The 19,774-nt window shown below is 43.1% G+C and carries 19 protein-coding genes; 7 read left to right on the top strand and 12 right to left on the bottom strand.

All coding sequences use genetic code 11. The annotated features are described in order from the left end of the window. Positions 1-126 precede the first annotated feature (126 nt). The 6 genes from H8S63_RS03205 to H8S63_RS03185 all read right to left on the bottom strand — a co-directional run bounded on the left by H8S63_RS03205 (position 127) and on the right by H8S63_RS03185 (position 6,355). Complete coding sequence (locus tag H8S63_RS03205) at positions 127-1,419, bottom strand: DUF4010 domain-containing protein (RefSeq protein ID WP_022274834.1); 1,293 nt, start codon at positions 1,417-1,419, stop codon at positions 127-129. Positions 1,420-1,469: 50 nt separating this feature from the next. Further along, complete coding sequence (locus tag H8S63_RS03200; protein WP_007756567.1) at positions 1,470-1,937, bottom strand: CYTH domain-containing protein; 468 nt, start codon at positions 1,935-1,937, stop codon at positions 1,470-1,472. Between the two features lie 22 nt (positions 1,938-1,959). Beyond that, a complete protein-coding gene (locus H8S63_RS03195; RefSeq protein ID WP_149923680.1) occupies positions 1,960-3,012 on the bottom strand; it encodes a porin in 1,053 nt (350 codons plus the stop codon). Positions 3,013-3,136: 124 nt separating this feature from the next. Continuing rightward, positions 3,137-3,271 (bottom strand): hypothetical protein, encoded by a 135-nt coding sequence (locus H8S63_RS19915; RefSeq protein ID WP_007756564.1) that lies wholly within the window; start codon positions 3,269-3,271, stop codon positions 3,137-3,139. Positions 3,272-3,355: 84 nt separating this feature from the next. Continuing rightward, positions 3,356-4,472 (bottom strand): peptide chain release factor 2 gene (prfB, locus tag H8S63_RS03190; protein ID WP_143865140.1). Its coding sequence is split into 2 segments (ribosomal slippage): positions 3,356-4,408 and positions 4,410-4,472, totalling 1,116 coding nucleotides; the frame shifts between segments, so codons are not numbered across the junction. A 74-nt stretch (positions 4,473-4,546) separates the two neighbouring features. Next, positions 4,547-6,355: a long-chain fatty acid--CoA ligase gene (locus tag H8S63_RS03185; protein WP_186925713.1), complete on the bottom strand. Its 1,809-nt coding sequence runs from the start codon at positions 6,353-6,355 to the stop codon at positions 4,547-4,549. Positions 6,356-6,464: 109 nt separating this feature from the next. Between H8S63_RS03185 and H8S63_RS03180 the strand changes: the two genes are divergently transcribed. Then, positions 6,465-7,532: a M20 family metallo-hydrolase gene (locus H8S63_RS03180; RefSeq protein ID WP_186925712.1), complete on the top strand. Its 1,068-nt coding sequence runs from the start codon at positions 6,465-6,467 to the stop codon at positions 7,530-7,532. A gap of 45 nt (positions 7,533-7,577) precedes the next feature. On the opposite strand, the gene H8S63_RS03175 is transcribed toward H8S63_RS03180, so the two are convergent. From H8S63_RS03175 to dut, 4 genes are read right to left on the bottom strand one after another with little or no spacing between them, the layout of a single operon-like run. After that, entirely contained in the window at positions 7,578-8,879 is a 1,302-nt protein-coding gene (locus H8S63_RS03175; protein WP_186925711.1) for a murein hydrolase activator EnvC, read from the bottom strand. After that, positions 8,876-9,442 (bottom strand): DUF4292 domain-containing protein, encoded by a 567-nt coding sequence (locus tag H8S63_RS03170; RefSeq protein WP_186925710.1) that lies wholly within the window; start codon positions 9,440-9,442, stop codon positions 8,876-8,878. Before H8S63_RS03170 ends, H8S63_RS03175 begins: the two co-directional genes overlap by 4 nt. Continuing rightward, a complete protein-coding gene (locus H8S63_RS03165; protein ID WP_186925709.1) occupies positions 9,439-11,196 on the bottom strand; it encodes a tetratricopeptide repeat protein in 1,758 nt (585 codons plus the stop codon). Before H8S63_RS03165 ends, H8S63_RS03170 begins: the two co-directional genes overlap by 4 nt. Further along, entirely contained in the window at positions 11,193-11,627 is a 435-nt protein-coding gene (dut, locus tag H8S63_RS03160; RefSeq protein WP_007756555.1) for a dUTP diphosphatase, read from the bottom strand. The genes H8S63_RS03165 and dut overlap by 4 nt, the downstream gene beginning before the upstream one ends. Positions 11,628-11,725: 98 nt before the next feature. On the opposite strand from dut, the gene H8S63_RS03155 reads away from it, so the two are divergent. Further along, the gene (locus H8S63_RS03155; protein WP_186925708.1) at positions 11,726-13,069 is read left to right on the top strand and encodes a deoxyguanosinetriphosphate triphosphohydrolase; all 1,344 of its coding nucleotides are present in this window, start codon (positions 11,726-11,728) and stop codon (positions 13,067-13,069) included. Here the strand turns inward: H8S63_RS03155 and H8S63_RS03150 are convergent. Next, positions 13,041-14,054, bottom strand: a complete 1,014-nt coding sequence (locus H8S63_RS03150; RefSeq protein ID WP_186925707.1) for a GNAT family N-acetyltransferase — start codon at positions 14,052-14,054, stop codon at positions 13,041-13,043. The genes H8S63_RS03155 and H8S63_RS03150 overlap by 29 nt on opposite strands. Before the next feature lie 26 nt (positions 14,055-14,080). Then, positions 14,081-14,899 (bottom strand): 1-acyl-sn-glycerol-3-phosphate acyltransferase, encoded by an 819-nt coding sequence (locus H8S63_RS03145; protein WP_186925706.1) that lies wholly within the window; start codon positions 14,897-14,899, stop codon positions 14,081-14,083. A gap of 259 nt (positions 14,900-15,158) precedes the next feature. Between H8S63_RS03145 and H8S63_RS03140 the strand changes: the two genes are divergently transcribed. From H8S63_RS03140 to H8S63_RS03120, 5 genes are all read left to right on the top strand, one after another. Beyond that, positions 15,159-15,662, top strand: coding sequence for an RNA polymerase sigma factor (locus H8S63_RS03140; RefSeq protein WP_186925705.1), 504 nt, complete (start codon positions 15,159-15,161; stop codon positions 15,660-15,662). 187 nt (positions 15,663-15,849) lie between these two features. Beyond that, positions 15,850-16,320, top strand: a complete 471-nt coding sequence (gene mraZ, locus H8S63_RS03135) for a division/cell wall cluster transcriptional repressor MraZ (RefSeq protein ID WP_007756540.1) — start codon at positions 15,850-15,852, stop codon at positions 16,318-16,320. Beyond that, positions 16,307-17,221: a 16S rRNA (cytosine(1402)-N(4))-methyltransferase RsmH gene (rsmH, locus tag H8S63_RS03130; protein ID WP_186925857.1), complete on the top strand. Its 915-nt coding sequence runs from the start codon at positions 16,307-16,309 to the stop codon at positions 17,219-17,221. The genes mraZ and rsmH overlap by 14 nt, the downstream gene beginning before the upstream one ends. Before the next feature lie 6 nt (positions 17,222-17,227). Next, entirely contained in the window at positions 17,228-17,584 is a 357-nt protein-coding gene (locus tag H8S63_RS03125) for an FtsL-like putative cell division protein (protein ID WP_007756538.1), read from the top strand. A 57-nt stretch (positions 17,585-17,641) separates the two neighbouring features. Beyond that, positions 17,642-19,771, top strand: coding sequence for a penicillin-binding protein (locus tag H8S63_RS03120; RefSeq protein ID WP_186925856.1), 2,130 nt, complete (start codon positions 17,642-17,644; stop codon positions 19,769-19,771). The last annotated feature ends 3 nt before the right edge of the window (positions 19,772-19,774 follow it).

Here is a 19,774-nt window from a genome sequence, read left to right as displayed (position 1 = left end):
ATAAAACCAACTTTTTAATAAAACACAAAAAGAAAAAAGAAAAACAAAGTTTTTCAATCTTTCCATTAGCAGAAAGTAAACGAAAAAGAAGATGTTTGTATGACAAATAGAAAAAAGGAGACTTTCTTAAAGATAAAAGAATAATAGTAAAACAAGGTTGCAGGCAATCACTGCTCCGAAGCCTCCCAAAATCCAAGGACGAAGTTTACTTCTTTTCCCGGCAAAAAATAAGGCATAAAACATATTCACCAATATATTACTTACAATCGCCTGCATACTGCAAGCTGTAATAATCAGTACGGCAACGCTCCCCGTATTTTGCAATAAGTTCAAAATAAAAGGGGTTATATCGCTGAAACCGGATACAAAAGAGAGCAAATTCAATCCGCTTGTACCGGCGTAAACCAAAGTATAATGTGTCAAAACCGTAAATACGACAAATAATACAGCAAAGATCAACGCAACCTTAAATTCCAATGGATTGCTGCTATCATCCTCTTCCGACTCGACAGAAGTATCTTTAGGAAGTTTCTGCCGTGAATGAACAAACCAACCTACTATCGCGGATACCACTGACATTATCAACAGGTACGGATAAATAGAAAGAAAGATTTCCCTGCTAAAAATAAGTATCAGTATCATAAAACGCAAAAACATCATACTGACCGCCAATAACATGGCTGCGACGTACTCCGTAGCCTCTTGCTCCGAAGCTTTCCGACTTTTACGTGCAAGTACCGAAATAGTGGCTGTACTACTATACAACCCACCTATAATACCGGACACCAAAGTACCGGATTCATGAAACACATACCGCTTCAGCAAATAAGAAAGGTAGGAAATACCTGAGACGACCACTGTTGCCAACCAAATAGAATAAGGAGTCAGATTTATATCCGGAATCAGGTTTTTATGTGGAAGCATAGGTAATATAATACCACTAATAGCCAAAAACTTTGCCAACGTAATCATTTCATCATTTTTCATCCGCTGGGCAAATTCCGTAAAGGTATGCTTTAGTTCTGTAAGCAGAAGTACCGTCACAATCACCATGACATAAAACCAGGAAGGTTGGGTGGACACAATGGGAGCCAGACAATAGGTGATTAAGGCGATAATAATAGTCGTCACGCCAAAAACGTGAAATTGAGCCTGCTTCACATAATAGTTCAGTCCCAGCAACAGTCCCAAAACGGCGCCTCCTCCCATAAACAAACGCATCCCCGTAGGGTCCAATATATAAAGAAGATAGCCTAATATACCGATGAAAGTAAATGTACGGTCAGTACCGAAAAGAGTTGTCTCCCCTTCACGCTTCAGACTGATACGGCGCTGTGAGAGTCCGATTAACAAAGAGAATAAGGTCACCAGAATAAAGGTAACCAATTCTCGTGGCACATAACCATATAACTGTTCCATATACTACCCTTTTTATTATAAGAACAAATATACGGTTTATTTGTTAACGTTCACCACATCTTATACGGTTTTTTCATTAGCTGGGAATTGTAATAACGTATATCGCCCGTCACTTCTTCACCGATAAAGTCCGGCTTCACAAAGGCCTCATCTTCAGAAGCCAGCTCGACTTCCGCCACCACAAGCCCCTCATTCTCACCATAAAACTCGTCAACTTCAAATATATGCCTGCCGCTACGCACCAGATAACGGGTCTTGTCAATAATTCCCGGTTCACACAATTTCATCAGTTCTTCCGCCTCCGGCAAAGACAGTTCCTTTTCCCATTCATAACGGCTTGTACCGGAAGCGTTGGAAGCCCCCTTGATAGTCAGGTATCCCTTATCATCCCGGATACGTATCCGGACAGTCCTTCCACGAGCACTGCTGATATATCCCTGCACAATACGACTTTTCGCAAATGCCAACGACTTATACTCTCCGATAACTAAAAATTTACGTTCTATTTCTTGTGCCATGCCACAAAAGTAATCATAAAAATCAGAACCTTGTCATAAATTCAATTACGATTTTATCCTGCTCCGATTCTTTCGGGATACCGTTTTTTTTATAGAAATACTTTTCGAAGTTCAAACGAAGGTCGGCAATGAAAGCTTTTGAAAGGCTAAGTGTGATCCCACCCGTGACACGATGGCGTGCATAATCGTTTATAACCAAGGCATTTGTCGTCTTATCTATTTTGCCGTCACTATGATCCGTCATCATGTCATAACGTGCAAGAAAAGAAATTTTATTGAATACTTTCTTCAAAGGCAAGTCGTAATTGACAAAGCTATTCACAGCGTGCACATCTTTAAACGTCTCATGCCCGTACATTTTATATAGATATTCCGCTTCAATATGAAAACGATTATTTTGATAGTAAATACCGGCATCATACATATTAATCCGTACGGATTCCGGCTTTATCATCTGGGTGCTGAGTGTTATATTCCAATTTTTGCCAGGCAATAACTGAGCTTTAACCGAGTAGTTCAATGTTTTATGCCATTCTTTCTGATTGGTAAGCCCCGAACCGTTAAATAATCCGGCCTCAAGAATAAACGGGAAGCCACTCGTATGTTTATAAGCAGTAGTGAACCCGACATCACGGACATTTCCTACTTGCTTGGCTATGAATGAACGATTGGCAAAATACTGTTGGTGAGGAGAACGATGAGCATCAATCGTAAAAGGTACCCGCATTTGCCCAATCGTGAAATTAAGATCTTTCATCGGAAAGACACGTGCATACGCATCCAGCATTTTAATAGAGCCCTCGTCAGAAAGGTCGATTTCCGCTTTATAAGCAACCAAAGGATGCACATTTCCCGAAACACTAAAGCGCGCGTTACGTACTTCAAAACGACTTTCCTCTGTTTCTGTCTGGAATTCGTATTTTCCCCGAATCGTTCCGTGAATCTCGGGCAAATAGTCTTTCCATTCCATCGTCTGCTTATCTAATTTTTTACCATCTCCGGCGTCTTCTTTAGCCTGTCCGAAAGCTGTTGCCGCCAACAATAATGTTACGACTGTTGTTGTAATTCTACTCATTTCAGTTGTTTGCTACTTAATCCGCAGCAAAAGTACAACTGCAAGGATACACAAGAATGACAATCCGGTTACAGTAGTATTACAAAAAACTCACCACAGATTACACAAACCTGTGGTGAGATTATCAGCCGAAAAAGGAAAAGGCAATCAGCATAATCAGTGCCAAAATAATTAATGAGACAAACACTATTTTGACAACCTTCTGGGCCTGCTCTTCTTCCTTCTTACTAATCGCTACTTTTTTCTTACCCTTGCCCATAATAGTTAGCTTTAAAGTTCAACGCTAACAAAGTAAGGACAAATCTTTTAACTTTCCAAAAATAACAGTTGCTAATTTTGTATTTTATGATTCCTGTGAAGAGAATTCCATCAGATAAGCCTTAATAAAATCCTCTATCTTACCATCCATCACTCCGTTCACATCCGAAGTCTGATAGTTGGTACGATGATCTTTCACACGGCGGTCGTCAAATACATAACTTCGGATCTGCGAGCCCCATTCGATCTTCTTCTTTCCCGCTTCCACCTTCGCCTGTTCTGCCATACGGTGCTGCAACTCTTTATCATATAAGATAGAACGCAACTGGCGCATTGCATTTTCACGGTTCTTAGGCTGGTCGCGGGTTTCCGTATTTTCAATCAGAATCTCCTCTTCCTCACCTGTATAAGGATCTTTATATTGGTAACGCAGACGAACTCCGGATTCTACCTTGTTCACATTCTGACCACCGGCGCCACCGCTTCGGAAAGTATCCCAAGAGATACGTGCCGTCTCAATATTCACCTCAATACTGTCGTCTACCAACGGGGTGACAAAGACAGAAGCAAAAGATGTCATACGTTTACCCTGTGCATTGTAAGGAGAGACACGTACCAGACGGTGCACCCCATTTTCTCCTTTCAGATAACCGTAGGCAAAATCCCCTTCAATATTGATCGTACAGGTTTTGATTCCGGCCTCATCACCTTCCTGAAGGTTGGCAATAGTAGCCTTATAGCCATTTGTCTCAGCATAACGCAAATACATACGCATCAACATAGAAGCCCAATCCTGACTCTCCGTACCACCGGCACCGGAATTGATCTTCAACACACAATCCATTTGGTCGGCCTCATCACGAAGCATATTCTTGAGTTCAAGCGCTTCTACCGCCTCACGCGCTTTCGCATAAGCAGTATCCACATCTTCCTCTGTTACCAGTTCCTCTTTATAGAAATCAAATGCCAGCTCAAGTTCATCTGCCAGCGTTTTGACCTCATTATAGCCGTCAATCCACTTTTGCAGGTCTTTCACCAACTTCATCTGGGCTTCAGCTTTCTTCTGGTCATCCCAAAATCCCGGAGCCTGCGTTCTTAACTGTTCTTCTTCAACTTGAATTTTCTTCCCGTCGACGTCAAAGATACCTCCTCAGCGCATCCGTGCGCTCTTTCACGTCTTTAAGTTGTTCAATAGTAATCATCTTCTTAAATTAGAAATTAAAAGTTATAAATTATAATCGTACACTTATCTCACATCGAATCTCAAGCCTGGCTCTCAACTCTCCTCGTACATCTTTTCAATCAGGTCTTTATAATTTTCAGAAACGACTGAACGTTTCAGTTTCAATGTATTGGTAAGCTCTCCACGCTCCATACTAAATGGTTCGGGAAGCAAGGTGAAACGTTTGATTTGCTCATAATGCGCAAACTGTTGTTGCAAGGTTTCTATCCGCGCACGGAACAGCCCTACAATCTTTGGATGTTGCAACAATTCATTCATATCCTTATACTCAATACCTTTTTCCTTCGCATACTCTTTCACATATCCATATACGGGAACAATCAAAGCAGAAACGAACTTACGCTGATCGGCAATAATAGCAATCTGGTCAATATAACGGTCGATAACCAACTTTGTTTCCAAAGCCTGCGGAGCGATATATTTTCCATTCGAAGTTTTGAATAGGTCTTTAATACGCTCTGTCAGGAACAACTGCCCATTCTTAAAATAGCCTGCATCGCCCGTATGAAACCATCCGTCCGAATCAATAGCAGCAGCCGTAGCTTCCGCTTTCTTATAATATCCTTTTGTAATGGTTTTACCTCGAAGAAGAATTTCATTATCCTCACCGATCTTCACTTCAACTCCCGGCAATACAACACCTACCGAACCGATATCATATCCCACCGGCAATGTGCAAGACACAGTAGCCGTAGACTCTGTCAGTCCATAACCGACAACCATATTAATGCCTACCGAATGGACAAATTCATTGATTTCATCGGGTACGGCAGCACCGGCAGTCGGAAAGAAATTCCCGTTTTCAATACCGATGGTCTTCTTCAGTAAAGAATAAATTGTCTTTTCGTAGAACTTATATTTCAATTGGTTCATCACAGGAGGCGTCTTTCCTTTCCGCAGATAATCAAGATTGTGAATCTTACCAACCCGGATAGCATCCAACATCAATGCTTTCTTCATTCCTGTGGTCTCATTGATCTTCTCTTGTACTCCGGCATACACTTTTTCCCAGAAACGAGGAACGCTGCACATCAATGTCGGACGAATTTCCTTAATGGTTGTCTGTATATCCGCCGGACGGAGATTGATACAGATCTGTACCCCTTTATGGATACAGAGATAGCACCAAGCCTTTTCAAATACATGCGTTAATGGAAGGAAGTTCATAGAAACATCCTTATCCGACATCGTAGTCAGGCGGTCGTCATGAGTGCGAAACTGTTCCAAATAACAAGAATGATGAAGCATGACTCCCTTCGGTTCACCTGTCGTTCCGGACGTATAAAGAATATTAGCCAAATCGTCATAAGAAGCACGTCCCGTACGCTCTTCCACCACATCATTGTGCGGAAGTCCTTCTCCCATCGCCATAAACTCATCAAAATAGATGGACGACACATCACGGGGGTCTTTTACGACCGAACGGTCAAAGATAATCAGTTGTTGCAGTGAGGTGCAAAAGCCAAAGATACTGAATGCAGCGTCGTATTGAAATTGCTCACCTACAAAAAGATAGCGTATCTGTGCGTCGTTGATAATGTATTGTGCTTGTGCCGGTGAACTGGTCGCATAAAATGGAATGGTCACAGCACGATTGGCGAATGCACCAAAATCTACATAAAACCATTCAGGCTTGTTTTGCGAAAAGATACCGATATTCTCTTGTTCTCCCACTCCCAACGCAACAAGCGCATTGGCAGCCTGCCTCACAGTTCCGGAGAATTGATTCCAGGTGATCGGAATCCATTGAGCTGTCTCATAGTCACGGTACCTTAAGGCTACCTTGTCGCCATACTTTTCAGCCTGACGATGGACTAAGACAGATAAATGATGATAAGTCATACTCTTTGTATTAGTAAATATGGTACAAAGGTATTAGTTTTATTTGAAACAATTGCGCAAAACGACTATCTTTGTGCAAATATTAAGTAATAGACAAAATATTTGCAGTATGAAATATGATATTCCGACTATGGCAGCAGAGGCTACAAGCCTTCTTAAATCGTTAATCAGTATCCCTTCTCTTAGCCGGGAAGAGACTCAAGCCGCAGACTTCCTGCAAAATTATATTGAAATGGAAGGTATGCAGACCGGGCGCAAGGGTAATAATGTGTGGTGCTTTAGCCCCATGTTTGACCTGAAGAAGCCGACTATACTGCTCAATTCCCACATAGATACCGTCAAACCTGTCAACGGCTGGCGGAAAGACCCGTTTACGCCACGTGAAGAGAACGGAAAATTGTATGGACTGGGAAGCAACGATGCAGGCGCAAGTGTTGTATCTCTATTACAGGTGTTTCTGCAACTATGTCGTACTTCACAGAGATATAATTTGATTTATCTTGCTTCCTGTGAAGAAGAAGTATCGGGCAAAGACGGAATTGAAAGTGTATTACCTGGACTCCCCCCCATTTCATTCGCCATCGTAGGCGAACCGACGGAGATGCAACCTGCCATTGCCGAAAAAGGGCTTATGGTATTGGACGTTACCGCCACAGGCAAGGCAGGACATGCCGCACGCAACGAGGGAGACAATGCCATTTATAAGGTATTGAATGATATTGCCTGGTTCCGCGACTATCACTTTGATAAAGAATCGCAGTTACTAGGACCGGTAAAAATGAGTGTAACTGTAATTAATGCAGGTACTCAACACAACGTAGTTCCCGATAAGTGCACTTTCGTTGTTGATATCCGTAGCAACGAGCTTTACTCGAATGAAGATTTATTTGCTGAAATCAAGAAACATATCTCTTGCGAAGCCAAAGCCCGCTCGTTCCGTCTCAACTCCTCACGGATCGACGAGAAACATCCGTTTGTCCAAAAAGCAATAAAAATGGGACGTATTCCTTTCGGTTCCCCTACTCTATCCGACCAGGCATTGATGTCTTTTCCATCGGTAAAAATAGGACCGGGACGTTCTTCACGTTCACATACGGCAGAAGAATATATTATGCTGAAAGAGATAGAAGAAGCTATCGGACTATATCTGGAATTATTAGACGGACTTCTGCTTTAATACAGAAGTCCGCTCGTTATACTCTTAGTATCTTCAACTATCACTTTATCGATTGAGCCAAGGCTCCGGATTCAGTTTCTCCTTTTCACGACGCAGTTGGAAATGCAACACCGTCCGTCCATTATCCGTTCCAGCCGAAAAGACCTGTCCGATGTGCTGTTTAGTTTTCACTGTATCACCGGACTTCACAGAAGCGGAAGACAGATTACAATAAACAGAAATATAATTCCCATGCCGGATAAGAACATTAAATAATCCGTTCAGTTGGAATACGGCCGCCACTTTTCCGTCAAAGATGGCACGTGCCTGAGCACCCGGCTTTCCTTGTATATCTATTCCTTTATTATCAAGTTTCACATTGCGTAGTCCCTCTACCGCATATTGCCCATAATGACTGGTGATGATATAAGCACCGGATATGGGCATAGGAAGCTTTCCACGATTGGCGGCAAAATTGCCGGATAGCTCCCGATCCGCCTTACTCATTGTATACACCTCCAAAGGCTTCGACTTCGTTTTCGCTCCGGTTCCAGCCGATTGTCCTTCCTTGCCTTGCGCCTTCCTGCGAGCCGCCTCCTCACGACGGGCTTCCTCCTGTGCACGCTTACGGGCCCGTTCAATCTCTTCTGCAATCAGCTTGTCAATACGGGCATTCAGTTGATTAGCCTCTCTCCGTTTCTTATTAATCTCATTCTGCAATCCTCTTTGTTTCTTTTGCAGATTGGCAACCAAAGTCCGTTTTTCTTTCTCCTGTGCTTCCAACTTCACTTTTTCACCTTCACGTTCTTTCAGCAAATTCTCTTTGGCAGCCTTTACCTGCTGCCGTTCCGCCTTCTTTTTACGTATCTGTTCCTGTTTTTTCAGGATTTCTTCTCCTTGCAAACGCTGATAGGTAGCATATTCGCGAACATAACGCATACGGCGATAAGTTTGCCCCAAGTTCTTGGCAGAAAAAATAAACATCAGTTTTTCCTCTATCGATTTATTCTTATACAGGTACTGGACAGAAGCTTCATATTTCTTTTTCTTATCTCTCAAATCTTTTTCCAAGCTCCTCAATTGCCGTTGAAGAGAAGCCAGCTCACGCTCGATAGCCTCTACATCATTGTTAATAGCCATGATATAACGTTTCCTCTTTTCAATCTGCCCGGTCAATGCCGCCAGACTATTCAACTGACTACCTACATCTTTCTTTGTATTCTTCAATATCGTTTCCGACTCGGCAATCTGTTTTTGCAGCGCACCACGTTTGCTCTCCAACTCACGAATCAGTTTGTTCGATTGAGCGAAAAGCGGAACTGCCAGCCAAAGGCAACCGATAAGAATAACAAAAAAACGTTTCATCATAACAAAGCTACCAACATTTTTATTAATTCTTCCAAAGGAACCTGTCTGTACTTAGAACTCAACTCAGTCGGAGTCATTGAAAACTCTTTCGTAGAGAACTCATAAAGTTGCACCTTTGCTTTTTCCAACGAAGAAATTCCTATATCCTTTCCTGTCAGTTCTGTCTTTCCACCGGGTAAAGACGCATCTGTCAGTATCTTCTCCAAACGAGAGAACTCCGCATTCTTGGGTAATATATCCTTCAGTTCTTCTTTACTTGCACGAACAAATCTTCTGTTCATCCTGTCCACTAACAATACCTCCTCAGGAGTCACTTCGATACGTGCTACCTCTGTACGCAGAATAGGCATCAGCAAAGAGATTTGCACCCGCTCATGAGTTTTCATCCTCATGGTTCCTCCTACCGACAGGCTTCCTCCTTTTTTATCGGGAATAGTCAGTTGGAGCTTGGAAGCCAGATAACTGGATACAGGTGCCTTTGTCTCCGAAGTCACCAGGCGCTTCGAACTCTTACAACCAGCCAACACAACCACAACCAACAATAGATAAACTATTCTTTTCATTCTGCTATAAATTTCTTCTTTTCTATTTTCTGCTTCAATGTTTTCGACTCACTACCCATCTCCAATGCCTTCTTCCAATATCCCAGTGCGCCTTCCACATCACCCGTCATAAAATAAATATCCCCGCAATGCTCCACTATCACATCACTTTTCCCTCCATCACTCTTCATTGCATTATCAATATAAATACGAGCCTCAGCATAGTTGCCTTTCTCAAAAAGAATCCAGGCATACGTATCGAGATAAGTCGAATTATTAGGTTCTGCCTTTACGGTCTTATAACTCATTTCTTCCGCTTTATCCAAATCACGCCGTTCTACAGACAGATAATAGGCATAATTATTCAACGCACCGATGTTGGAAGGGTTATACACCAAAGCTGAATCGTAGGCAGCATAAGCTTCCTTCATTTGCTTTTTGGTATGATAGATATCCCCCATAATTGAATAGAAATCCGAAATGACCTCTTTTCGGGTATCGGGTGTAATATGCTCTAATGCCCTGCTACAAATACTCAACACACTGTCTGTCTGCTCTGCCTGATGATAGGCAATAGCCAGATAATAATAAAGTTCCAATGCATCCGGAGTAGCTTCAATGCCCGGCTCGCAGACTTTTATAATCTGCTTGTAGTCTTCCTTTTTCACGGCAGCGCTGACCAACATCAAGCGGGCAGCCTTATTCGTGGGATCTAAATCAACCACCTGTTCCAATACAGGCACTGCTTCCGGTTCCATATTCTTCGACAATAGATACTGTGCATAAAGCATGGGAATCTGCGGATCATCCTGGTCCAGTTTCATAATCCGATCAAACAGGGCTATCACTTGGGTACTGTCTTTAGCGACCGATTGCTCATTCTCCACAATAATCTGACGCATCACATTAATTTTAGTATCAGGCGCCACTTTCTTATTCAGCAATAATGTGTCCAATTGTTGCTGATACAATTCTTTCTGTCCAGTCTGATCATAATAGGAAGCCATCGAGAAAAGCGCCATCGGATTATCCGGTTCCACAGCCAATACCTTTTGGTACGCTTCGTATGCTTCCTGCTTCTTTCCGTTTTGCAGATATACATCCCCCAGTATCACTTGATAGCGCATGTCCATCGGATATTCCTGCACCAGACTTTCTATCTCCCTGAATGCTTTTTTATCATCTTTCATCTGAAGATAAATACGGAATTTCTCCATAGACAACTGTTCGTTCTTTCCCAAACGTTTCTCCAAACGGTTCAATGTGGAAATCACATCATTATATTTCTCCTGACGGCTGTAAATATCAAGTAAATTGAACAAAGGGTCTTGCTTCACCGGAAAACGAGTAACCATTGTTTCAAGCAAAGTCACAGCCTTATCCAGTTCATTCTGCTGCTGATACAGGCTGACTAATCCCTGACTATACCAATAATTGTCCGGAGCATAAGCTACCGCTTTCTCTAAAGCAGCCTGTCCCTGAGGTACCTGACGGAGAAACATATAATATTGAGAAATTTCATAAAGGGCGGACGAAGCGTTCGGGTTGATTTCCAAACAATGTTGTAACAGACCAAAAGCCGTAGCATATTCTTTCTTTTCCTTCATTCGTATAGCTTCAAGAAAGAAATAGTCATATTTACGTTGCTGCTCTTCCGTCAGTTGCAGTACAACAGTTTTCTCCTCCTTCCTCACCTTTTTCTTTTTACCTTGCACAGTCGTGCAAAGAGGAAACAGTAAGGCATTTATCAGCAAGAATAGTATTATCTTTTTCATTTTTTCCCTGTATGACCGAAGCCTCCGGCTCCACGTTCTGTTTCATCAAGCACTTCCACTTCCTGCCACACGGCTTGTTCGTGCTTGGCTATCACCATTTGGGCGATACGTTCTCCATCTTCAATCACAAACGCTTCGGACGATAAATTGACTAAAACAATGCAAATCTCCCCCCGATAATCCGCATCAATCGTTCCGGGAGAATTGAGAACAGAGATTCCTTTCTTGATAGCCAGCCCGCTACGGGGACGTATTTGCGCTTCGAATCCTTTCGGAAGAGCTATATATAATCCGGTAGGTACCAGACAACGCTGCAACGGTTCCAATATAATAGGTTCGGAAAGATTAGCACGGATATCCATTCCTGCAGATAATTCTGTGGCATAAGCCGGAAGCGGATGCTTCGATTTATTGATAACTTGAATATTCATAAAATACACGTTTACTATATTAACAGGCGAAAATACACATTTTGAACTGAAAAATAGTTAAGTTTGCAGTTAAATAATAAATAATGCACACATTTGCCATGAATTGGAACCAATTAATATCAGCTAAACGCTTCGGAATGGAAGAATTCCACGAAGTACGACAGGAGAACCGCTCGGAATTTCAACGGGACTATGACCGTCTGATCTTCTCCGCTCCTTTCCGCAGGTTACAGAATAAGACGCAGGTATTTCCCCTGCCGGGCAGTGTCTTTGTACACAACCGGCTCACACACAGTCTCGAAGTTTCTTGTGTCGGCCGTTCTCTAGGCAATGATGTAGCCAAAGCCATCCTGCAACGCCAACCGGAGCTTCAAGAATCCTTTTTACCGGAGATCGGTTCTATTGTCTCCGCCGCTTGTCTGGCGCATGACTTGGGCAATCCTCCCTTCGGACATTCCGGTGAGCGGGCTATATCCACATTCTTCTCTGAAGGGAAAGGACTCCGCTTGAAAGAAATACAGCCGGATGGAGAGCAACTTTCTACGATGGAATGGGAAGATCTGACACATTTTGAAGGAAACGCAAACGCATTCCGACTCCTGACCCATCAATTTGAAGGTAGGCGGAAAGGAGGATTTGCAATGACATACACGACATTGGCTTCCATTGTGAAATACCCCTTTTCATCAAGTCTTGCCGGCACAAAATCCAAATTCGGATTCTTCGTCAGCGAAGAAGAAAGTTTCCATAAGATAGCAACCGAGTTGGGATTAACCTTACTTAATGAGCATCCGTTGAAATATGCACGTCACCCATTGGTCTACTTGGTAGAGGCCGCAGATGACATCTGCTATCAAATGATGGATATTGAAGATGCGCATAAACTGAAAATCCTCACTACCGAAGAGACAAAGGAACTGTTAATGGCCTATTTCAGTGAAGAACGCCGGGAACGCATCCGACAAACCTTCCTCATTGTCAGCGACACGAATGAGCAAATCGCTTATCTGCGTTCTTCCGTCATCGGATTACTGATTCGCGAATGTACCCGTGTATTTCTGGAGCACGAAGCGGAAATTCTATCCGGCACTTTTGAAGGAGCGCTTATCAAACATATATCCGAGCGTCCGGCAAACGCATACAAGCACTGCGCCGAAGTATCCCTGAAAAAGATCTACCGGTCAAGGGATGTACTGGACATCGAGTTAGCCGGTTTCCGCGTCATCAGTACCTTGCTGGAACTGATGATAGATGCGGTAACCTCTCCCGGAAAGGCCTATTCCGAGTTGCTCATCAATCGGGTTTCAAGCCAGTATAATATAAAAGCGCCTGCACTCTATGAAAGAATACAGGCGGTACTTGACTATATATCGGGTATGACCGATGTCTTCGCTCTTGATCTTTATCGTAAAATTAACGGCAACAGTCTGCCTGCGGTGTAACGACTTTCGGAGCGAATGCTTCATCATTATCACAAGGCATTTTCATCGCATCCGGATGGCTTTCTATAAACGTCTGGATGTGTCTCATCCGCTTATCCTCCAATATTTCATCTACCGCAATCAGGATTCCGGTTTCTTCCACATCGCCAAATTCATAGTTGATGGCGGTTCCGAACATCCGCATCGTAGGGCTCAAGCTCATATAAGCATTCACCAACGGCGGGATGTTATATCCCAATTTGCGAATCTCACAATTCAATATCTTATAGTCTTCCTTGAAAGTATCCTTACAGAACAAAGCCTTCAACTCTTCTTCGGAAGTCTCCGACTTCAAAGGCTCCATTGGAGTAACCAATTCATCTTTATCATAGAAGTGCTTTTTGAGGAAATAAAGAATCATATCACGTCCCCGACGATGATAACTAGGATACATGGTCACTTTTCCAAAGAAATACTTCACGTTCGGCATGACCACCGTTAACGCGCCCAACCCATCCCACAAATTATCCAGAGCAAACAATCCTTTGCTACCGGCACGTGTAGACTGATATTCGAGCGTAACGAACGAACGTCCCAGTTCAATGGTCTGCGGCAGGTATTCTTTAATAAAAGCATCAGAAAAATGAAACATGTGGGAAGTAGCCAGGATCGGAGCGCCTTTCTCATCGAAACGCACATCCGTTCCAAGCAAATACCGATAGCCGCCCAATATTTCTTCTGCTTCCGGATTCCATACGATCAACTGCTTATATGGATGTTCCATAGTGTCATATTCATCTATATCCATCGACAGCCCCGTTCCTCCACCGGCAGCACGAAAAGCGATTTCACGCAAACGACCGATTTCCCTCATTACATTGGGTGCATTCTGATAAGTAATAATATAAATCTGATTATTACTTTTATTCGTCATTCGCAAGCGTTTGTCTTCCGTCAACTCCGCCTTCAGCAGCTCTTTGCTTACCGGTTTAATAATCTCTTCCATATTTCTTGTTATAGTTGTTCTATCAGTTACAGTTTATATACAATGTCTTTCACGTACTCCGCCCACTGTGCCGGAGTTTTCGATTTATCGAAAGTCTGCCAGGGTATCGGCTTACCGAAAGTTACAGTAAAAGTCTGGTGTCGGTTCTTGAACATTTCATCCGCAAGGTACAACATGGCGATATTGAACTTAATACCTAATGCTTTGCAGAAATTTGCCAAATTATAAAAGAAATCGGAGTTCCGACCTCCAAAATGCACGGGGATCACATCACGTTCCGCCTGTATACTCTTTACTACAAATGTCTTCTTCCATTCCAGATCGCGAATCACTCCATTCCGCCGACGCGAGCAGAGACCGGCAGGAAACATGATCAGCTGATCGTCGGACTTAAATCCGGCCTCCACCATCTTAGGGAAATCCTTTGCCTGTTTGCCGGTTTTATTAATAGGTATGCAAAGCGGAGCTAATCCGTGAAGATTCATCAACAAGTCGTTCACCAGATATTTCACCTTCCCGTCATAATGCCGCCCCAACACATAACCAAGCGCGACACCGTCCTGCCCTCCCAACGGATGATTGGACACAAAGGTGTACAATCCGTCTTTAGGCAGGTTTTCGATACCTTTCACATCCACCTTCGCATCCAGAAAGTCCATACATGCCTCCAAGAAGTCTACCCCTACTTTATCTTTCGATTCATTCAGGAATACATTGATCTCATCCTGATGAACAATTTTCTTCAAATAAGAAATCACGAACTTAGGGATGTACTTATATCGCTTCGGAGCTTTTGCCCGAAGAATCTTATCGACATCAATCAAAAATAAAGAGTCATCAGTCATTCTTTTCAAATAAAAATGATGGCACAAAATTAACGGTTCTTTTTTATTAATCGCAATAATTTGGTAGAAAATGCAGGATTAAAGTTCATAACACAAAAAAATAGCACCCAAAAACTATCAAATACCACCTAAAAACTATCAGCTGACAATTTTCAGGTCAAATTCAGTCTGATTTTCCCCCATCGGATTCCTGAAAATACCGTAAAATTGCAACATCGAAATTTACGAACGAATATTCACAATTTAAAAGCAACACAGTATGAAAAGTTTAAGCTTCAGAAAAGATTTAGTAGGAGTACAAGAAGAATTACTCCGCTTCGCCTACAAACTGACAACTGATCGTGAAGAAGCAAACGATTTGTTGCAGGAGACATCATTAAAAGCATTAGATAACGAAGATAAATATATGCCTGATACTAATTTTAAAGGATGGATGTACACCATCATGCGCAATATATTCATCAACAACTACCGCAAGGTAGTCCGCGATCAAACATTTGTTGACCAAACCGACAACTTATACCACCTGAACTTGCCGCAAGATGCAAGTTATGAAAGTACAGAGAGAGCATACGACCTGAAAGAGATGCACCGGGTAGTCAACAAACTCCCTAAAGAATACAGAGTTCCGTTTGCAATGCACGTTTCAGGATTCAAATACCGAGAAATTGCGGAGAAACTGAACCTCCCTTTGGGTACAGTAAAAAGCCGCATCTTCTTCACACGCCAGAAATTGCAGGAAGACCTGAAAGATTTTCGCTAGACCTTAACTAAAAAGATACTAAATTGTACGAGCCCCGAGTGTTGAACATACCGACACTCGGGGCTCTTTTTTTCAAGTAAATCAACATTTAACACTCTGTTGAAAACTTCTCTAAAAGTTTTTGTGGAAAATCGTGGGGAATTGTGGGGAATTTCATACTTTTACGGTCTCTTATTATAATAAGGTAATGATACGTTTTTTAGGTAATATTGAAGCCAAAGCAGACACTAAAGGAAGAGTGTTCATTCCCGCTATCTTCAGGAAGCAATTACAAGCTGCTTCTGAAGAAAGGCTTATTATGCGCAAAGACGTATTTCAAGACTGCCTGACTCTATACCCAGAGGGCGTGTGGAACGAGGAGTTGAACGAACTTCGCAGCAGACTTAACAAGTGGAACAATAAGCATCAACTCATTTTCAGACAGTTTGTGAGCGACGTTGAGGTGGTGACACCGGACAGCAACGGACGCATATTAATCCCCAAGCGGTATTTACAGATCTGCAATATACATGGGGATATACGCTTCATCGGCATCGACAACAAGATAGAGATCTGGTCGAAGGAGCGGGCAGAACAGCCGTTTATGTCACCCGAAGAGTTCGGAGCGGCATTAGAAGAAATTATGAACGATGAAAACAAACAAGATGGAGAAAGATGAACTGACATATCATGTACCTGTGCTGCTGAAAGAAAGCGTTGACGGGATGAACATCCACCCTGACGGAACGTATGTAGACGTTACCTTCGGTGGAGCAGGACATTCGCGAGAGATTCTTTCACGGCTCGGGGAAGGCGGACGACTTTTAGGATTTGACCAAGATGAAGACGCCGAACGGAATATCGTTGATGATCCCCACTTTATTTTCGTACGCAGCAACTTCCGTTACCTGCACAATTTCCTGCGCTATCACGATATAGAGCAAGTAGATGCGATTTTAGCTGATCTAGGTGTGTCTTCCCATCATTTTGATGACAGTGAACGCGGTTTCTCTTTCCGTTTCGACGGAGATCTGGATATGCGCATGAATAAACGTGCAGGACTTACGGCAGCCGATATCGTAAACACTTACGAAGAGGAACGCCTCGCCAACATTTTCTATCTCTATGGAGAATTAAAAAATAGCCGTAAACTCGCGTCTGTGATTGTCAAAGCACGGAACGGGCAGGCTATCCGTACCATCGGAGAGTTTTTGGAAGTCATCAAGCCACTTTTTGGCCGCGAAAGGGAAAAGAAGGAATTGGCAAAGGTATTCCAAGCACTGCGGATTGAAGTAAACCAAGAGATGGAAGCCTTGAAAGAAATGTTACTGGCAGCAACAGAGGCATTGAAACCGGGTGGCAGACTAGTAGTGATCACCTATCACTCACTGGAGGACCGCATGGTGAAGAACATTATGAAAACCGGAAATGTAGAGGGAAAAGCAGAAAGCGATTTCTTCGGGAATCTAAATACCCCCTTCCGCCTTGTCAACAACAAAGTGATTGTTCCCGATGAAACGGAAATAGAAAGGAATCCGCGTTCAAGAAGTGCTAAATTACGAATTGCAGAAAAGAAATAAAGAGAAATGGAAGAGGAAGTAGTAAATAAGAAAACAGAAGAGGGAAAAAAGAAAAAACGCACCTCACTAAAAAGTATTCTGGGTGGAGACATTCTGGCTACCGACTTTTTCCGCCGTCAGACGAAGTTGCTGGTACTGATCATGGTATTCATCATCTTCTACATCCATAACCGCTATGCCAGTCAGCAACAACAGATCGAGATAGACCGGTTGAAAAAGGAACTGATAGATATAAAATACGATGCGCTGACACGTAGCTCGGAACTGATGGAGAAGAGCCGCCAGTCACGTATCGAAGACTATATTTCTAGTAAGGAGAGTGATTTGCAGACATCCACCAACCCTCCTTACCTTATTAAATAGGTGGAGATCTGGGAGTTTTAAAAGACAAGCACTGTGGCAGTTAATAAAAAGAATATAATGACCCGCTATTTCTTCGTCATCCTCGTGATGGCGTTGATAGGTGTAGCAATTGTCGTAAAGGCAGGAATCACTATGTTTGCCGAGCGTCAGTATTGGCAGGACGTAGCCGATCGTTTCGTGAAAGAGAACGTAACGGTGAAGCCTAATCGTGGAAACATTATTTCCTCCGACGGTAAACTAATGGCCAGTTCCTTACCCGAATACAGGATATATATGGACTTTATGTCCGGTGAGAAGGACGAAAAACGAAGAAAGAAAGATCAGGTCAGACGCGATTCCATTCTTAATGCCAACATGGATTCAATCTGCATCGGACTGAACAAGATTTTCCCGGATAAGAGTGTCGCTCAATTTAAGGCACATCTTAAAAAAGGGCGCCAGGCTAAGAGCCGTAACTATCTGATTTATCCGAAACGCATCTCCTATATACAATATAAAGAGGTAAAGAGATTGCCTGTGTTCTGCCTGAACCGATACAAAGGAGGATTCAAGGAATTAGCCTACAATCAGAGGAAAAAACCGTTTGGCTCGTTGGCAGCACGTACGTTGGGAGATGTTTATGCCGATACGGCAAAAGGAGCCAGAAATGGTATAGAGTTGGCTTTTGACACCATCTTGAAAGGACGGGACGGACTGACACATCGCCAGAAAGTGATGAATAAATACCTGAATATAGTAGACGTACCACCGGTTGACGGTTGCGACCTCCTCACTACTATTGATGTGGGTATGCAGGATATTTGCGAAAAGGCATTGGTAGACAAGTTAAAAGAGTTGAATGCAAGTGTTGGTGTAGTCGTTCTGATGGAAGTGGCTACGGGAGAAGTAAAAGCAATCGTCAATATGATGCAGGGCAAGGACGGAGAATATTACGAAATGCGCAATAACGCCATCAGCGATATGCTTGAGCCCGGTTCTACCTTCAAGACGGCCTCCATTATGGTAGCTCTTGAAGATGGAAAAATCACTCCCGACTACGTAGTGGATACAGGCAACGGGCAAATGCCGATGCATGGTCGCGTGATGAAGGACCACAACTGGCATCGCGGAGGATACGGCAAACTAACTGTCACCGAGATATTAGGAGTGTCTTCCAACGTGGGTACATCGTATATCATAGACCACTTCTACGGAAGCAATCCGCAGAAGTTTGTCGACGGACTAAAACGGATGAGTATTGACCAACCTCTCCATCTGCAGATAGCCGGAGAAGGGAAGCCGAACATTCGGGGACCCAAAGAGAGAAGTTATTTTTCAAAGACCGCGTTGCCATGGATGAGTATCGGTTACGAGACACAAGTACCACCGATGAACATCGTTACTTTTTACAATGCAATAGCCAACAAAGGTGTAATGGTGCGTCCCAAGTTCGTAAAAGCAGCGATAAAAGACGGAGAGATAGTAAAAGAATATCCGACCGAAGTTATCAATCCGAAGATATGTTCGGACAAGACATTGGCAGACATACAGATGATATTGCGTAAAGTAGTAGGTGAAGGACTTGCCAAACCGGCAGGAAGCAAACAGTTCCATGTTTCGGGAAAAACGGGAACAGCGCAAATCTCACAGGGAGCAGCCGGATACAAGACGGGGAGAACGAATTATCTAGTCAGTTTCTGCGGTTATTTCCCGTCAGAGGATCCTAAATATAGCATGATTGTTTCCATTCAGAAACCGGGACTACCAGCCTCAGGAGGTTTGATGGCAGGTAGCGTATTCAGCAGGATTGCCGAAAGAGTATACGCCAAAGACTTACGTTTGCCGCTCACCAATGCGATTGATACGAATTCCGTAGTCATTCCGAACGTAAAAGCCGGAGAGATGAGGGAAGCTCAGCGGGTATTGGAAGAACTGAATATTCAGGTGCAAGGTAAAATAGCCGACGCAGGAAAAGAAGTGTGGGGAAATACCCACCTGGCTCCACAAGCCGTAGTGCTGGAAAGTCGGAGCAATATGCAGAATTTTGTACCGAGTGTCATAGGTATGGGAGCTAAAGACGCTGTATACCTGCTGGAAAGTAAAGGGTTGAAAGTGCATCTTGTCGGAGTGGGCAAGGTAAAAAGTCAGTCGATAGCCAACGGAAGCATTGTTAGAAAAGGACAGACAGTGACGCTTACGCTAAAATAGTGA

The sequence above is a fragment of the Bacteroides sp. NSJ-39 genome (assembly GCF_014287315.1).
GTDB lineage: Bacteria > Bacteroidota > Bacteroidia > Bacteroidales > Bacteroidaceae > Bacteroides > Bacteroides finegoldii.
The sequence above is the reverse complement of the archived record's forward strand: the minus strand, read 5'-3'. Positions and strand labels throughout refer to the sequence as shown.

Bases quoted from the DNA above. Each gene is read 5' to 3' on its own strand.
- H8S63_RS03170 (WP_186925710.1), bottom strand. From the start codon at position 9,442: ATGAAAAGAATAGTTTATCTATTGTTGGTTGTGGTTGTGTTGGCTGGT.
- rsmH (WP_186925857.1), top strand. From the start codon at position 16,307: ATGGAGAAAGATGAACTGACATATCATGTACCTGTGCTGCTGAAAGAA.
- H8S63_RS03200 (WP_007756567.1), bottom strand. From the start codon at position 1,937: ATGGCACAAGAAATAGAACGTAAATTTTTAGTTATCGGAGAGTATAAG.
- H8S63_RS19915 (WP_007756564.1), bottom strand. From the start codon at position 3,271: ATGGGCAAGGGTAAGAAAAAAGTAGCGATTAGTAAGAAGGAAGAAGAG.
- H8S63_RS03145 (WP_186925706.1), bottom strand. From the start codon at position 14,899: ATGACTGATGACTCTTTATTTTTGATTGATGTCGATAAGATTCTTCGG.
- H8S63_RS03140 (WP_186925705.1), top strand. From the start codon at position 15,159: ATGAAAAGTTTAAGCTTCAGAAAAGATTTAGTAGGAGTACAAGAAGAA.
- H8S63_RS03125 (WP_007756538.1), top strand. From the start codon at position 17,228: ATGGAAGAGGAAGTAGTAAATAAGAAAACAGAAGAGGGAAAAAAGAAA.
- H8S63_RS03195 (WP_149923680.1), bottom strand. From the start codon at position 3,012: ATGAGTAGAATTACAACAACAGTCGTAACATTATTGTTGGCGGCAACA.
- H8S63_RS03205 (WP_022274834.1), bottom strand. From the start codon at position 1,419: ATGGAACAGTTATATGGTTATGTGCCACGAGAATTGGTTACCTTTATT.
- H8S63_RS03120 (WP_186925856.1), top strand. From the start codon at position 17,642: ATGACCCGCTATTTCTTCGTCATCCTCGTGATGGCGTTGATAGGTGTA.
- H8S63_RS03165 (WP_186925709.1), bottom strand. From the start codon at position 11,196: ATGAAAAAGATAATACTATTCTTGCTGATAAATGCCTTACTGTTTCCT.
- H8S63_RS03150 (WP_186925707.1), bottom strand. From the start codon at position 14,054: ATGGAAGAGATTATTAAACCGGTAAGCAAAGAGCTGCTGAAGGCGGAG.
- mraZ (WP_007756540.1), top strand. From the start codon at position 15,850: ATGATACGTTTTTTAGGTAATATTGAAGCCAAAGCAGACACTAAAGGA.
- H8S63_RS03155 (WP_186925708.1), top strand. From the start codon at position 11,726: ATGAATTGGAACCAATTAATATCAGCTAAACGCTTCGGAATGGAAGAA.
- H8S63_RS03185 (WP_186925713.1), bottom strand. From the start codon at position 6,355: ATGACTTATCATCATTTATCTGTCTTAGTCCATCGTCAGGCTGAAAAG.
- dut (WP_007756555.1), bottom strand. From the start codon at position 11,627: ATGAATATTCAAGTTATCAATAAATCGAAGCATCCGCTTCCGGCTTAT.
- H8S63_RS03175 (WP_186925711.1), bottom strand. From the start codon at position 8,879: ATGATGAAACGTTTTTTTGTTATTCTTATCGGTTGCCTTTGGCTGGCA.
- H8S63_RS03180 (WP_186925712.1), top strand. From the start codon at position 6,465: ATGAAATATGATATTCCGACTATGGCAGCAGAGGCTACAAGCCTTCTT.